This window comes from Actinacidiphila yanglinensis, from assembly GCF_900107965.1.
Classification (GTDB): Bacteria; Actinomycetota; Actinomycetes; order Streptomycetales; family Streptomycetaceae; genus Actinacidiphila; species Actinacidiphila yanglinensis.
On record NZ_FNVU01000006.1, the window covers coordinates 62592 to 77537 of the forward strand.

The 14946-nt window shown below is 73.0% G+C and carries 11 protein-coding genes; 5 read left to right on the top strand and 6 right to left on the bottom strand.

The genetic code is table 11. The features are described from left to right. Window positions 1–149 precede the first annotated feature (149 nt). The 3 genes from C4U44_RS15330 to C4U44_RS15340 all read left to right on the top strand — a co-directional run bounded on the left by C4U44_RS15330 (window position 150) and on the right by C4U44_RS15340 (window position 4184). Entirely contained in the window at window positions 150–2342 is a 2193-nt protein-coding gene (locus tag C4U44_RS15330; protein ID WP_103886359.1) for an NHL repeat-containing protein, read from the top strand. A 156-nt stretch (window positions 2343–2498) separates the two neighbouring features. Then, a complete protein-coding gene (locus C4U44_RS15335; RefSeq protein ID WP_103886705.1) occupies window positions 2499–3593 on the top strand; it encodes a Gfo/Idh/MocA family protein in 1095 nt (364 codons plus the stop codon). A 189-nt stretch (window positions 3594–3782) separates the two neighbouring features. Further along, complete coding sequence (locus C4U44_RS15340) at window positions 3783–4184, top strand: DUF4234 domain-containing protein (protein ID WP_103886360.1); 402 nt, start codon at window positions 3783–3785, stop codon at window positions 4182–4184. Between the two features lie 82 nt (window positions 4185–4266). On the opposite strand, the gene C4U44_RS15345 is transcribed toward C4U44_RS15340, so the two are convergent. Next, a complete protein-coding gene (locus C4U44_RS15345; protein WP_103886361.1) occupies window positions 4267–6714 on the bottom strand; it encodes a SpoIIE family protein phosphatase in 2448 nt (815 codons plus the stop codon). Window positions 6715–7050: 336 nt separating this feature from the next. Here C4U44_RS15345 and C4U44_RS15350 point away from each other — a divergent pair, with 336 nt between their 5' ends. Next, on the top strand, window positions 7051–8979 hold the full coding sequence (locus C4U44_RS15350; protein WP_103886706.1) for a Xaa-Pro dipeptidyl-peptidase: 1929 nt from the start codon (window positions 7051–7053) through the stop codon (window positions 8977–8979). A gap of 116 nt (window positions 8980–9095) precedes the next feature. Here C4U44_RS15350 and C4U44_RS15355 read toward each other — a convergent pair whose 3' ends face one another. The 4 genes from C4U44_RS15355 to C4U44_RS15370 all read right to left on the bottom strand — a co-directional run bounded on the left by C4U44_RS15355 (window position 9096) and on the right by C4U44_RS15370 (window position 12941). Then, window positions 9096–9545 (bottom strand): hypothetical protein, encoded by a 450-nt coding sequence (locus tag C4U44_RS15355; protein WP_103886362.1) that lies wholly within the window; start codon window positions 9543–9545, stop codon window positions 9096–9098. 76 nt (window positions 9546–9621) lie between these two features. Beyond that, entirely contained in the window at window positions 9622–10452 is an 831-nt protein-coding gene (locus C4U44_RS15360) for a heavy metal-binding domain-containing protein (protein ID WP_103886363.1), read from the bottom strand. 85 nt (window positions 10453–10537) lie between these two features. Continuing rightward, window positions 10538–11548 (bottom strand): heavy metal-binding domain-containing protein, encoded by a 1011-nt coding sequence (locus C4U44_RS15365; protein WP_103886364.1) that lies wholly within the window; start codon window positions 11546–11548, stop codon window positions 10538–10540. A 151-nt stretch (window positions 11549–11699) separates the two neighbouring features. Further along, entirely contained in the window at window positions 11700–12941 is a 1242-nt protein-coding gene (locus tag C4U44_RS15370; protein ID WP_103886365.1) for a CopD family protein, read from the bottom strand. Window positions 12942–13129: 188 nt separating this feature from the next. Here C4U44_RS15370 and C4U44_RS15375 point away from each other — a divergent pair, with 188 nt between their 5' ends. Further along, a complete protein-coding gene (locus C4U44_RS15375; RefSeq protein ID WP_235032105.1) occupies window positions 13130–13771 on the top strand; it encodes an HAD family hydrolase in 642 nt (213 codons plus the stop codon). 261 nt (window positions 13772–14032) lie between these two features. Here C4U44_RS15375 and C4U44_RS15380 read toward each other — a convergent pair whose 3' ends face one another. Then, on the bottom strand, window positions 14033–14776 hold the full coding sequence (locus C4U44_RS15380; RefSeq protein ID WP_200823286.1) for an ABC transporter ATP-binding protein: 744 nt from the start codon (window positions 14774–14776) through the stop codon (window positions 14033–14035). Window positions 14777–14946: the final 170 nt, after the last annotated feature.

The window sequence follows — 14946 nt, forward strand, 5'->3', positions numbered from 1 at the left end:
GGCGCCCACTCGGCAGAGTGGAAGAGGACGGAGCCATTGACGTCGCATGCGGCGGGACCTAGCTTTGCGTCGCGTCAAGTGAACGGTCACTCGATCGACACCCGGCCGGCCCGAAAAGCGCCGCCCCCCACGACGAAGGACCCCTTTCCATGAGCGAGCAGGAACCCGCACAGCCTCCAGCCGCACCGCGCACCGGTGCCGTCAGCCGCCGCCAACTGCTGGCCTACGGCCGCAACGCCGCGATCGTCGCGGGCACGGCCCTGGCGATCCCGGCCACCGCCGCCGCCGCGGCGTCCGCCGCCGCGCCCGCCGGTGGGTCCGCGGGTCCCGCCGCTGCCCCGCAGCCGGCCGCCGCCCTGGACACCACCCTCACCGACGTCGTGACGTCCTGGACGGGGAACACCTTCTCCGGTGCCACCGAGTGGGTGCAGGACTTCGTCTTCAACATCGCCGTCGCGGCCGACGGCACCGTCTACACCGTCAGCTTCTGGGACGAGGCCGGGGACTACGCCGGCATCTACAAGGACGGCCACCTCATCGGCAACTGCCACGGCGCGAACGGCGACGCGGTGGCGGTCAACAGCACCTCGGTCTACCTCAGCGTGGGCAACGGCCTGACCCGTTTCGGCCTGGACGGCACCATCAGCACGCAGACGTTCGCCGTCGGCAGCCCGCCGGCCGCGGCGGCGGCCTCGGACACCCAGGTGGTGGCCACCGACCGGACGAACAACCTGGTCAAGGTCTTCGACGCCACCACCGGCGCGCTGCAGCACTCCTGGAGCGTCAACCAGCCCGGCTCGGTGGCGATCGGCGCGGGCGGCGACATCTGGGTCGTCGCGAACATCACCCGCGACACCAACGACGGGCACTTCTGGCACGTCGACCAGGCCAAGCCGGCGCAGATCCTGCACTTCTCCGGCACCGGCGCCGCGCTGGGCGGCACGATCAGCGGACCGTCCGCCGCGTGGATACCCACCTCACTGGCGGTCGACGTCAACGGGGACCTGCTGGTCGGCGACAACGGCCCGCTGCGCCAGGTGCACACGTACACCGGCCTGTCCGGAACGCCCGCGCTGGCCCGCAGCCTCGGCCAGGCCGGCGGCATCGGGGCCGGGACGCCCGGCCGGGTCACGGCGGACAAGTTCTTCGGCATCGTCGGGGTCGGCGGCGACTCGGCCGGCAACGTCTACGTGGCGATGTTCGAGTTCGGCGTCTGGATACGGAAGTTCACGCCCGCGGGCGCGGTGGTCTGGCAGCTGCAGGGCAGCGCGTTCGTGGACGCCGCCGACTTCGACCCGGCGTCCGACGGCGTGGAGGTCTACACCAAGCAGTGCCACTACACCGTCGACCACACCAAGGCGCCGGGCAGCAACGCGACCTTCCGCAGCTACACCCTGGACTCCGTCGCCTATCCGCAGGACGCCCGGCTGTTCCTGACCGGCCACACCCACTCCGCCACCTCGCCGTTCCTCAAACGCCTGAACGGCTCGCTGTACATGTACGTCACCGGCATGTACTGCGGGCACCTGCTGATCTACCGCATGCAGGGGGAGATCGCCAAGCCGTCCGGCGCGATCTTCAAGGCGCGCTGGAACGGCGACGACCCGACCTGGCCGCCGAACCAGCCGGCGACGGGCCAGTGGATCTGGCGCGACCTGAGCGGCAACGGCGCCTTCGAGGCCGGCGAGTACTTCCAGCCGGGCGACGGCACCAGCTCCCCCAGCAACTGCTGGGTCTGGTACGTCGACGACCGCGGCGACATCTGGGAGGGCGGCGACCGCAACCTGCGGCACTACCCGCTGCAGGGCTTCGACGCCCAGGGCAACCCGATCTACACCTACGAGAGCCTGGTGACGATCGCGCTCCCCGCACCGTTCAACGTCGTCCGGCGACTGCACTACGACGTGGCCGCCGACGTGATGTACATGGTCGGCTACACCCCTGACCAGCTGTTCGACAACGCGCACTGGAAGGAGTGCGGCAAGGTCCTGGTGCGCTACGACAAGTGGAGCACCGGCAACACCACGCCGACCTGGACCCTGCTGCTGCCCTGGGACACCGACGCGACCATCGTGGTGACGATGGTGAGCCTGGCCTTCGCGGGCGACTACATCTTCGCGGCCGGCATCGAGACCCGCGGCCAGGTCTGGGTGTGGAAGGCCGCCGACGGCTCCCCGGTGGGCACCTGGGAGGCCGGTTCCATCATCGGCACGACGGACCGTTCGGGGTGGGTCGACGTGCCGTACGGCATCTCCGCGACCAAGCGCGCCGACGGCGACTACCTGGTCCAGGTCGAGGACGACCTCTACAACAAGGTGCTGCTCTACCGCTGGACGCCGTAGCCGGTACGGCATCCGGCACGGCGGCGACACCAACAGGACGAGGAGGCAGGGAGTTTCGTGAGGAACGTCCACCGCGTGCGCGAGGTCGCGCGGGACACCGCCGTGCACCGCCCCGGGGCCGGGACGCAGGACGGTCCCGGGGAGAGGGTGTCACCCGTGCCACCGGCGTCGCGGCCGTACCGTACGGCGATCATCGGTGCCGGCAGCATCGCCGGGGACGCCCACGTGCCCGCGATCCGGGCGCTGGAGTCGGCGGGGCACCTCGACCTGGTGGCGGTCGCCGACGCCGACGCGCGCCGGGCCGAGCGGTTCGCCGCGACGCACGCGATCCCGCGCGGCTACCGCGACCCGCGGGAGCTGCTCGCCACCGAGCGGCCGGACCTGGTGGTCGTCTGCACGCCCTCCTTCACCCACGCCGACCTGACGGTCGCCGCGCTGGAGGCGGGTGCGTGGGTCTTCTGCGAGAAGCCGCTGTGCGGCTCGCTCGCCGACCACGACCGCATCCTGGCCGCCGAGCGGGCCACCGGCCGGTACTGCGCGCCGGTCTTCCAGTGGCGGGCCGGCTCCGGCGCCGCGCACGTGCGCGACCTCCTGCACGGCGGCGCGGCCGGACCACCGCTGCTGGCGCTGTGCCAGACCACCTGGTACCGGGGCGCCGACTACTACGCCGCGCCCTGGCGCGGGAGGCGCGCGACCGAGCTGGGCGGGGCGACCGTCACGCAGGGCATCCACGCCATGGACCTGCTGCTGTGGCTCATGCCCGACTGGACCGAGGTCAGCGCGCGCGTCGCCACGGTCGACCGGGACATCGAGACCGAGGACGTCTCGCTCGCCCATGTCGCCTTCTCCGGCGGCGCGCTGGCCTCGATCGTCAACAGCGTCGTGTCCTCGCACCAGGAGTCGTACCTGCGGCTGGACTGCGCCCGCGCCAGCGTGGAACTGCGGCACCTCTACGCCTACCGCAACGAGCACTGGACCTTCACCCCCGCCCCGGACCACCCGCCGACCGCGCCGGACTGGGACACCATCGGCCCCGACGTCCCCGCCCATCAGGCACCCCAACTCGCGGACCTGGTCGCCCGGATGCGGCGCGGCGAGCCCCCCGAGCACACCACCGCCGACGCCCGCCGCACCACCGAGTTCGTCACCGCCCTCTACAAGTCCGCCCGCACCGGGCAACCCGTCCCGCGCGGCTCGATCACCCCCGACGACCCCTTCCACCACTCCTGGAGTCCGGCCGCCACCCGCTGACGCGCGGTGTCGAACCGCGACGGACGCCGGCAGGGGCTCATGGCGGCCGGCCCTCGACGCGCGGACGCCGGCCGATGGTGCTGGACTGGAGGGAGAGGACCGCGCCCCTGGCTCCCCCGGGATCCACGGAGGCGGGGGCACGCTCCTGACGACGCACACGCACACGCAGGATCCGGGGAGCGATGTCCGATGACCGGTCGTGCAGGCAAGACCCGCAACATCTTCATGGCCTGGTTGGTATGGCCGTTGGTGACGCTGGGGATCTACCACCTGGTCTGGTACTACAAGGTGAACCGCGAGGCGAGGGACTTCGACGACCGGATCGAGGTCGACCCGGTCCTGTCGGTCCTGGCGATCACGATCGGCTGGGTGGTGATCGTGCCGCCGTTCGTCTCCGTCTACAACACCGGCCTGCGCATCGCGAGGATGCAGCGGTCGGCCGGGGCGGAGCCGACGTGCAACCCGCTGATCGGGCTGGTCCTCGCCTGCCTCTTCAGCCTTCACGTGCTGTACTACCAGCAGGAGTTGAACGGCATCTGGGCGCGCTACCACGAGCCCGCCGAGGGGACCGAGGTGACGCTCGCCGCATGAGGCCGCCGCTCCCCCGGCCGGCTCGGGGACCAGGGGTGCGCGACCGGGCGCCGCGACGCCGCGGAGATCCGAACGACAGGCCCTAGGAACCCGGAAGCGCCTGCTCGCTCCAGACGGTCTTGCCCTCGGACGTCCTGCGGATGCCCCAGCGCCGGCTCGACCGCGCGACGAGCGTCAGACCGCGGCCGTCCTCGTCCTCGGGTTCGGCCAGACGCGGGCGCGGCTGGCCGGGTCCGGCGTCGGACACCTCGCAGACCAGGGCCGTGTGCCGGATCAGCCGCAGGCGGATGGGGGCGGCGCCGTGCAGGACGGCGTTGGCGAGCAGTTCGCCGACGATCAGCTCGGTGGCCGGTACCAGCTCCGGCAGCCCCCAGGCCGCCAGCCGGCCGGCCGCCGACGCCCGGGCGGCGCCGACCGCGGCCGGATCGGCGGGCACGTCCCAGGTGGCGACCTGGTCGGGGGTCAGGAAGCGCGGGCGGGCCATGAGCAGGGTGGCGTCGTCGGCGAGCGGCCCGCGGGTGGAGAAGGTGTCGCACACGGCCGAGCACAGGTCGTCGAGCGGGCCGTCCGGGGGTGTCAGGGCGCCGGCCACCCGCGCGATGCCGAAGTCGATGTCGTGGTCCCGGGTCTCGATCAGCCCGTCGGTGTAGAGGACCACGGTGCTCCCCTCGGACAGCTCGATCCGCGAGGTCTCGAAGACCGCCGGCCCCAGGCCCAGCGGCAGGCCGGCCGGAACATCGGGGAAGCTCACCCCGACCGTGGGGTCGAGCAGCAGGGGCGGGGGGTGCCCGGCCCTGGCCACGTCCAGGGTGCGCAGGACCGGGTCGTAGACCGCGTAGAGGCAGGTGCCGCCCAGGGTCGAGCCGGGATCGGCGTCGGGGTCCTCCTCGTTGAGCTGCGCGACGGTGCGGTCCAGGAGCGTCAGGAGCTCGTCGGGAGCCGGGTCGAGCTCCGCGAGGGTCCGCACGGCCGTGCGCAACCGCCCCATCGCGGCGGCCGCGTTGATGCCGTGCCCGACCACGTCACCGACGACCAGGGCGGTCCTGGCGCCGCTCAGCGGGATCACGTCGTACCAGTCGCCGCCGACGCCGTGGGCCACGTCCGCGGGCAGGTAGCGCGACCGCACCTCCAGGGTGCCGCCGCCTTCGAGGTGGCGCGGGAGCAGGTTGCGCTGCAGGGCCAGCGCGGCGGTCCGCTCGCTCGCGTACCGGCGGGCGTTGTCCAGGCACAGCGCGGCGCGGGCGACCAGTTCCTCCGCCAGCAGCAGGTCGTCCTCCTCGAACGGTGCCGGGGTGTCGTGGCGGATGAAGGCGGCGACACCGAGGGTCTCCCCGCGGGCCCGGATCGGCGTGATCATCAGGCTGTGCATGCCGGTGGCACGGATGACCTCGGCGCGTGCCGGGTCCTCGTCGAGCCAGTTGCCCGGAGAGAGGTCCAGCACCGGCTGCAGCACGGACCGGCCGGTGACCAGCGCCTCGATGAAGGGCGAGGAGGGCGGGACGTAGATCGCCTCGCCCGTCGCCCAGCGGGACTCCGCCCCGTGGTGGGTCGAGGCGACGGCGCCGCGCCGGAAGACGGCGGTCCGGCCGGCCTCGGAGCCGAGCCGGGCCAGCGGCTCGTCCCCGATCGGCACCGCCTCGGACAGGTCGACCGTGACGAAGTCGGCCAGCAACGGGACGGCGTAGTCGGCCAGTTCCTGGGCGGTCCGCAGCACGTCCAGGGTGGTGCCGATGCGGGTGCTGGCCTCGCTGAGCAGGTCCAGGCGGGCCCGCGCCCGGCGGGTGGCGGTGACGTCCGCGCGCATGCCGGCCAGCGCCATCGGGACGCCGTCGGCGTCGTCGATCCGGAAGAAGGAGATGGAGTAGGTGTGCTTGTGGTGCGGGCTGTCCCCCGCGGTCTGCCGGTTGTACTCGTAGCCGAGGACCGGGACGCCGCTGGCGAGCACCTCGCGCAGCACCGCCTCGAACGGCGGCGTGTCCACGATGCCGGGCAGCACGTCGTCGATCCGGCGCCCCGGCCACAGCCCGCTCGGAATCCCGTTCTCACGCGCGAGGGTCTCGTTCACCCACAGGTAGCGCAGCTGCGGGTCCCAGACGACCGCGGCGACCGGTGAGCGGACCAGGATCGCCTCCAGCACGGCCGCGTTCCACCGCGAGCGGGCGGTCTCGTCCGGCTCGTCCGCCCGCACCAGCCAGGCGGCCCCGTCGGCGCCCCGCCCCGACAGCGGGCTGATCCGGACGTCGAGCGGGATCACCCGGCCGTCCCGGTGACGGACCCGGACCCGCGCTGACCGGGTGCGGCGCGAGCCCACCGCCGCGGCCAGCACCTCGCGGGCGCTCCCCTCGCCCTCCGCCAGCAGCTCGGCGGCGGGCCGTCCCGTCACCTGTGCGGGGCCGTGGCCGAGGAGCCGCCGGGCCTCGGGCGTCCAGCCCGTCACCCTCCCCGCGGCGTCGAGCACGGCCACCGCGGTGCCGGGGTGCGCGCCCGGCGCGGCGCCCAGGCCGAACACCACTTCTCCGGGGTCGTTCATCGCAGGCATCCCATGGGCGTCGGTTCCGGACCTTCCGAGCGGCGTCGAACGGCGTCGACCGGCAGGACCGCCGGGTGGGCGGCGGTCCGCCGTGCGCGCCCCGGCCCGGTCCGACGACTCAGAGCAACCTCTCACGGCGAGGCGGCATCCACACCTCGACACAGCGTCGGGGAGATCAGGAGATCCGTCGGCCGGCTGTCCGGTAATCGACCCGCTGGCTCGAATGCGACCTGTTGACATGGCAGCGTCAGGAGGTAGCGTCCCGGGGTGCTGTCACACCCGCGGAGATCCCGCACCCACCCGCTGTCCGTCGTGGCGACGGTCCTCGCCGCCCTCATGCTCGCCCTCCTGGCCCCGGCCGCCGCACACGCCGGCCCGGGCCCGAGGGACACCGGCACGCAGCCGGTCGACTCCTACGCGCACGCCATCCGCCAGTCCGTCTGGGTCGACACCGGCCTCGACAGCGACCACGACGGAAAGCACGACCGGGTCGCCGCGGACATCATCCGGCCCTCGGAGCCCGCCGCGGCGGGCCAGCGGGTCCCGGTGATCATGGACGCCAGCCCGTACTACTCCTGCTGCGGCCGCGGCAACGAGAGCCAGATCAAGACGTACGACAAGAGCGGGAACCCGGTGGGCTTCCCGCTCTACTACGACAACTACTTCGTGCCGCGCGGCTACGCCGTGGTGCTCGTCGACCTCGCGGGCACCGACCGCTCCGACGGCTGCATCGACGTCGGCGGCCCCTCCGACATCACGTCGGCCAAGGCCGTGATCGACTGGCTGAACGGCAGAGCCACGGCCTACAGCACCCGCACCGGAAGCACCACCGCGACGGCGAGCTGGTCCAACGGGTCGGTCGGGATGATCGGCAAGAGCTGGGACGGCACCATCGCCAACGGCGTCGCGGCCACCGGCGTCGCGGGCCTGAAGACCATCGTCGACATCAGCGGCATCAGCTCCTGGTACGACTACTACTTCGCGCAGGGCGCCGCCCTCTACGACGGCGGTCCCGACGAGCTCGCCTCCGAGGTGGAGAGTTCCGGCGCCCAGTCGCACTGCTCCGCCGAGGAGCAGGCGCTGCGCGACGGCGCGCCACGCAACGGCGACTGGACCAGCGCCTGGCAGCAGCGCGACTACTACGCCGACGCGGCCAAGGTGAAGGCCAGCGTCTTCGTCGCGCAGGGGATGCAGGACCTCAACGTGCGCACCAAGAACTTCGGCCAGTGGTGGGACGCGCTCGCCGCGAACGGGGTCCAGCGCAAGATCTGGCTGTCCCAGACCAGTCACGTCGACCCGTTCGACTACCGGCGGTCCGCCTGGGTCGACACCCTGCACCAGTGGTTCGACCACTACCTGAAGGGCGTCGACAACGGCGTCCAGAACCAGCCGATGGCCGACATCGAGCGCACCCCCGACCACTGGACCACCGACGCGGCCTGGCCTCCGGCGGGCACCACCGCCACCCGGGTCGGCCTCGCGCCGGGCAGCGCGAACGGCCTCGGCACGCTGAGCGCCGCGCCCCCGCCGGCAAGCGGCACCGAGACCTACACCGACAACCCGGCGCAGAGCGAGGACGACTGGGCCGCGCAGGCGGACCAGGCGACTTCCGACAAGGTGGCCTTCACCACCGGCGTGCTCTCCTCCGACCTGCGGCTGTCGGGCGGCGGCAGCGTCACACTCACCGCGAGCGCGTCCACGACCAGCGCCCACCTGTCCGCGGTCCTGGTCGACCTCGGCCCGGCCACCATCCGGGACTACGAGGCCGCGGAGGAGGGCATCACCACGCTGACCACCCGGTCCTGCTGGGGTGAGAGCACGTCCGGGGACAGCGCCTGCTACCTCGACACCGCGGCGGACACCGAGAACGTCCAGCAGACGGTCTTCAGCCGCGGCTGGGCCGACCTCGGGCACTACGACCCGTCGCTGCACGGCGTGCCGCTCACCCCGGGCAAGCCGTACACGATCACCGTCCAGCTGGCCTCCAGCGACCACGTCGTCCCGGCCGGGCACCGGCTCGCGCTGATCGTGGCCGGCACCGACAACGGGCTGATCGTCGCCCCTGACACCAAGCCGTCGATCAGCATCGACCTGTCCCGCTCCAGCGCCGACCTGCCGCTCGTCGGCGGCCTCCCGGCCCTGGCGCACGCGCTGCACGGGGCCGGCGGCGGCCACCACCCGGCGGGCGGCACGGCCGGCGCCACCGGCCACGGCCGCGGACCGGCGGCGGCGCTGCCCACCTCGCAGGCGGCGCGCCTGCGCTGAGTCCGGCGCCGGCCCCGCGTCCGACGGGCGCGGGGTCCGGCACCGCATGATCGGGCCGGCCCGTCACCTCGACGGGCCGGCCCGACGCACACACGGGACCGGGGCCGTCGGCGCGGTCAGTCGCCCAGGACCAGCTTCTCCAGTGCCGCACGGGCCCGGGCGTCCGACCGGGCCCGCGCGGCAACGGCCACGGCCAGTTCGGCCGCCCAGGCGTCCAGCGCGACCGGCGTGCGCGACAGCACCACCCCGCGGACGACGGTGACCACCTCGCCCTGCGGCCGTCCCTGCGCCCAGGACAGCACCAACCGCCGGTCGTCCAGGGCCACTTCGATTCTCTCCAGCCGGCCCGCGCGCCCCGCGAGGCGGTCGCCCACACTGCGCTTGCGCTCGGACGTCACCGCGCCGGGCGGCAGGGCGTCGGCCAGCGACTCCGTCAGCACCTTCGCGTAGATCTCCAGGTCCGCCGCGTCCCGGCGCAACGCGGCGGCCAGCGCGTCGATCGAGGCGTCGGGCGCCGGGTCCGCGGCGTCGTCGCCGGGCCCCGAGGACGGATCGTGCTCGCTCATCGTGTTCCCCATGGTTGAGAAGTCGGTCTGGTCCCCGAGGTGGGGAGGTCGGTCCGGCCGTCGGACGCCGAGCCTGTCATCCGTCGAGGCTGAGCACCATGGTGGGCCGTTCGATCTCGTGGTCGGGCCGCAGCGGCCGGACAGCCGTGCCGATCGAGAAGAACTCCGTGGTGTGGCCGCCCCAGCGGTGGTTGTGCGCGTTGAGCTGCACCCCGACCACACCCTCCGCGTGCAGCGCCTCCGCCTCCGCCTGCATCCGGGCCATGGCCAGCTCGCGGGCGTCGTACAGCGCCTGGGTGAACTGCTCGATCTCGACGTTCCTGCCCATGTTGGACATCACCGCGCCCAGCCGCTGGTGCGCGATGTGGTAGACGCAGGTGCCCATCACCATGCCGAGCGGCGCGTAGCCGGCGCGGATCAGCGTCCAGAAGTCCTGCCCGGACAGGTCCGAGGTGAACGGCTGGCCCTTGTTGTTGCGCCAGGTGCCGCCGCCGGGAGGGGCGGCGTCGCCCTTGACGGCGGTGCCGATCGCGATGAACTCCGCGACGTCCTTGCCGAACTCCCGCGCCTCCACGGTCAGCCGGACCCCGACGATGCCGTCCGCGCCCAGGGTGGCGGCCTCGGCCTCCATCCGGGTCATGGCCAACTCCCGGGCGTGGTACATCGCCTGGCTCAGGGTGTCCAGCTCCTGGTTCTTGCCCCAGCGGCCGAGCTGGATGCCGACGTGGTAGATGGAGCTGCCGAGCACCAGGCCGATCGGCTTGAAGCCCGCCTCGCGGACGAGCAGGAACTCGTTCACCGACAGGTCGCTGGTGAAGATCGACCCGGCCCGGCCGGGCGCCAGTTCCGACAGCCGGCGCATCGCGTCGGCGGGAACGCCCTCGGCGCTCGGCTCTTCGTTCGTCATGTGCGTACCCCTCGTCAACCGTGCGATTCGAAGCAGTCATCGGATCGGTCGCGCCGGGCCGTGGGCCACCGGCGACCGGGCCGGGTCAGTCGTCCAGCTCGCTGATCTCCTCGACCAGCCGCCGGTACTCCGCGCTGTCCCCGTAGGGACGGGACTCCACCGCCGCCAGCCGCCTGCGCAGCCTGGCCCCGCGGTCGCCCAGGGGCATCACCGACAGCGTCCGCGGCCGCTCCTGCCGGACCCGGAACCGCGCGATGCTGGTGCCGACCATCGTCGCCTCCGCCACGTGGTCGGTCCGCTCGGAGTTGCCGGCCCGCTGGCAGGCCTCCTCCCACACCCGCAGCTCGCTGTCGGCCATCACGATGCCGTCGGCGCCCCGGACGTCGCTCTGCCGGAGGAGCTGCTCCCGCGCGTCGGACCGGACCGCGTGCACCAGCTTGCTCCACCCGCTCATCTCGACGTTCCCCCAGGAGTACGACTGGGCCGCGGTCCGGTAGTCGTCGTGCCGGACCCCGATCGACATGCCGACGATGAGCTCCACCGGCGCCCACCCGGCGCTGAGCAGTTTCGCGAAGCCCTGCCCGTCCAGGTGCGAGGTGAACGGCCGCTTGACGTGCTGGGTGCCGCGGGCGCGGACCGCCGTGCCGATCACCTTGAACTCGAAGCAGTTCGGCTGCCCGCCGAACGGGGCCATGGTCAGCTCGGCGGCGACCACGCCGTCCCCGCCGAGCGCACGGCACTCCGCCGACATGCGTCCGAGCGCGGTGCTCCTGGCCTGCTCGAAGACGCCGACCAGCGCCTGCGTCGGACTGCCGGCGCCGGACAGCGCGATCGGGGCCGCGCCCTGGTCGCCGAACTGGAAGCCGTAGCGGGCGTTGCGGAACTCGCAGTCGTAGTAGCCCCAGAACCTGCCGCTGCGCCCGATGTGGAAGACCGCGGAGCCCATCACCTGGCCGACCGGCTCGAATCCGGCCGAGCGGACGGCCGCGAACTCACCGGTGGACAGCGCGGAGGTCCAGCTCCCGCTCCCCTCGGCCGAGGCGATCCGCTCCGCAGCCGCGGGCGGCAGCCCCTGGCCGCTCCATGGCACCGACATGCGTTCCCCCGTTTCTCGCCGGGCGATGCGGCGAAGCTCTGCGGTGAACCTTAGAGCCTGCCGCACCGCGTCGTTGAGGGGGCTCGCCACGGCCGCGCGACACGTCCGGACGTGAGGCTGCACGGGGCGGGGCTCGCCCCGTCCGCGCCGGTCAGGCGTCGACGAGGTCACCCGGGGTGGTGTCGGCGACGGCCGTGCGGGCCGCCCGGCGGCGGGCGAGCGCGCCGGAGGCGAGGTAGCCGGCGACCATGACCGCGACGACCAGGACGGTCTCCGCGCTGCCCCACACCCAGGTCGACGCGCTGACCGCCTTGTCGGAGATCTTCGGCAGCGCGTCCACCGGCACGGAGGAGTGCTTGGCGGCGTCCGCCTGGAACGCCTGGTTGCGGGCCGAGCCGTGCAGGAACGGAGCCACGAACAGCAGCGTCATCCCGAGCAGCGCTTCCAGGGTGACCACGACGGGGAACTCCCGGACCAGAAGGGTACGCAGCGGGCGCTCGTCACCGCCGGCCCGCAGCGCGTCGACCCGCGGGTGCAGCCAGAACTGGTTGAAGACGCCGAGCAGCAGCAGGCTGCCGAAGAGGAGGATCTTCACGCCCAGCACCCGGCCGTACATCGTGCTGAACAGCTGGGACAGGCCGTCGACATGCTCCCAGTACAGGAACAGGCCGGACAGGGCGATGGCAGTGACGCAGCTCATCGCGGCGGCGGAGAAGCGGCGGATCGCCGGGGACCAGAACGCGCCGCGGTCCGCCGGGGATATCGCACCGGGCACGGTGAGCAGCGCGAGGCCGGCCAGCCCGCCGAGCCAGATCCCGCCGCCGAGCAGGTGCAGCATCCACATGACCGTCTCGAAGGAGGTGCGGCCCCAGTCGTCGGGCACCGCGTCGGGGAACTTGGTGGTTCCCAACGCGACCGCGCCGGCGCCCAGTCCGGCGCCCAGCAGCCACCCGCGCAGCGGGCCCGCGGCCACCCGGCGCACCGTCAGCGGGGCCAGCAGGACGGCGCCCGCCAGGACGAGGGTGACCTCGAGACCCGACAGCCGGCCCGCGTTGCTGCCGTCGTACAGCAGGTTCCACGCCGCGCCGTAGTCCGCGCCGCCGTCCGGCGACGCGCCGTGGGCGAGGTCGGTGAGGACGGCGGGCACCGCGAGCAGGCCCAGGACGACCGCGGTTCTGGCCAGCCGGGCGGTCACCGCGGCCAGCGTGTCCGCGCCGATCCGCCGGGCCGGCGGACCGACCGCCAGCAGCGCCAGGGCGGTCACGCCCACGAACCCCATGAGGGTGACCCACGTCGTCCAGGCCACCGCGCTGTCCACGAACGGGCCGAGGGGGGTGGAGGGTTGCTGCCCGGCGAGGAGCGAGGCAGGGGGGAACGGACCGGATGAGGCCATGACGAAGTCGTCCTTGGGAGGAGGAGGAGGGATGGCAGTGGATCGCCCGTACCGGGCGACTTAGGTTAGGCATACCTTAGTTGAACGGTCAACACCGCATTCCGGGCGGGGCGAACGGCTCCAGCCGGCCGCCCGGAGCGGCGCGGGTCTTCGACGGCCACGGACCGTATGCATCTAGGGTGGGTTGCGTGATCAAAGCCGTCGCCCTCGACATCGGCGAGACCCTCGTGTCCGACACCCGTTTCTGGGCCGGTTGGGCCGACTGGCTCGGCGTCCCCCGGCACACCGTCTCCGCGCTGGTGGGAGCGGTGGTGTCGCGCGGCGAGGACCACACGGACGCCATACGGCTGTTGCGGCCCGGTCTCGACATGGACGCTGCCAACGCGGCCCGGGAGGCATCCGGTCGGGGCGATCACCTGGACGAGACGGACCTCTACCCGGACGTCCGGCCCTCGCTCGCCGCGCTGCGGCAGGCGGGGGTGCGGGTGGTGGTGGCCGGCAACCAGACCGCGCGCACCGCACAGTTGCTGCGCGCGCTCGACCTGCCCGCGGACGCCGTCGCCACCTCGGGCGAGTGGGGGCCGGCCAAGCCCGACCCGGCGTTCTTCGCCCACCTGCTGGAGGCGACCCGCACCCCCGCCGCCGAGACCCTCTACGTCGGCGACCACCCGGCCGAGGACATCCACCCGGCCAAGGAGGCGGGCCTGCTCACCGCCCACCTGCGACGCGGCCCCTGGGGCCACTACTGGGCCGACGACCCCCTGCTGATCGCGGCGGCGGACTTCCGCGTCGACTCCCTGACGGAACTCCCCGCCCTGATCGACCTCTGACCCCGCCGACCGGCGCGTACGGGAGCTCGTGCGTCAGCTCTCCCCTCCCCCGCCGATCTTCCTGCTCACTCCCTCCGCCGCCGACCACCCCCACCCCACCAAAAGGCCGGCCACTACGGGAGCTCGTGCGTCAGCTCACCCCTCCCCCGCCGATCTTCCTGCTCACTCCCTCCGCGGCCGGCCACCCCCACCCCACCGAATCCCACAGAACAACCCAAGAGCTCAACCACCGCCCGACCGGCCACTACGGGAGCTCATGCGTCAGCTCTCCTCGTACGCATCGACCACCTCGTCCGTCGGACCGTCCATCAAAAGTTCGCCCTTCTCGATCCAGAGGACACGGTCGCAGGTCTCGCGGATGGACTTGTTGTTGTGCGAGACGAGGAAGACGGTGCCGGCCTCCGCGCGCAGCTCGCGGATCCGCTCCTCCGAGCGCTTCTGGAACGCGCGGTCGCCGGTCGCCAGCGCCTCGTCGATCATCAGCACGTCGTGGTTCTTCGCGGCCGCGATCGAGAAGCGCAGCCGGGCGGACATGCCGGAGGAGTACGTACGCATCGGCAGCGTGATGAAATCGCCCTTGTCGTTGATGCCGGAGAAGTCGACGATCTGCTGGTAGCGGGCCTGGACCTCCTCCTGCGTCATGCCCATCGCCAGGCCGCCGAGGATCACGTTCACCCCGCCGGTCAGGTCGTTCATCAGCGCGGCGTTGACGCCCAGCAGCGACGGCTGGCCCTCGGTGTAGACGCGGCCTTGCTCGGCCGGCAGCAGTCCGGCGATGGCCTTGAGCAGCGTGGACTTGCCCGAGCCGTTCGACCCGATGATGCCGATGGCCTCGCCGCGGTACGCGGTGAACGACACCCCGCGCACGGCGTGCACGAGGTGGAGGTTGGGCGAGCCGCGGCGCAGCACCATTCGGGCCAGCGCCGTGGCGGCGTTGCTGTGCCCCGAACCCGCGGTGTGGATGCGGTAGACCACGTGCAGGTCGTCCACGACGACGGTCGGCACGGCCGGCCGCGCCGCCTGCGCGGCCCGCTCCGGCTGCCGGGCCGCCTCCTCCCCCTTCGCGAGGTCGGTCGGCACCGCGGCGGCGATCTCCGCCCGGTCGGCCGCGGCCTCCGCGCGCTCCAGCGCCTCGACCCGCCGCGTCGACCCGCTCCCGTCCGGACCGGCCGGCG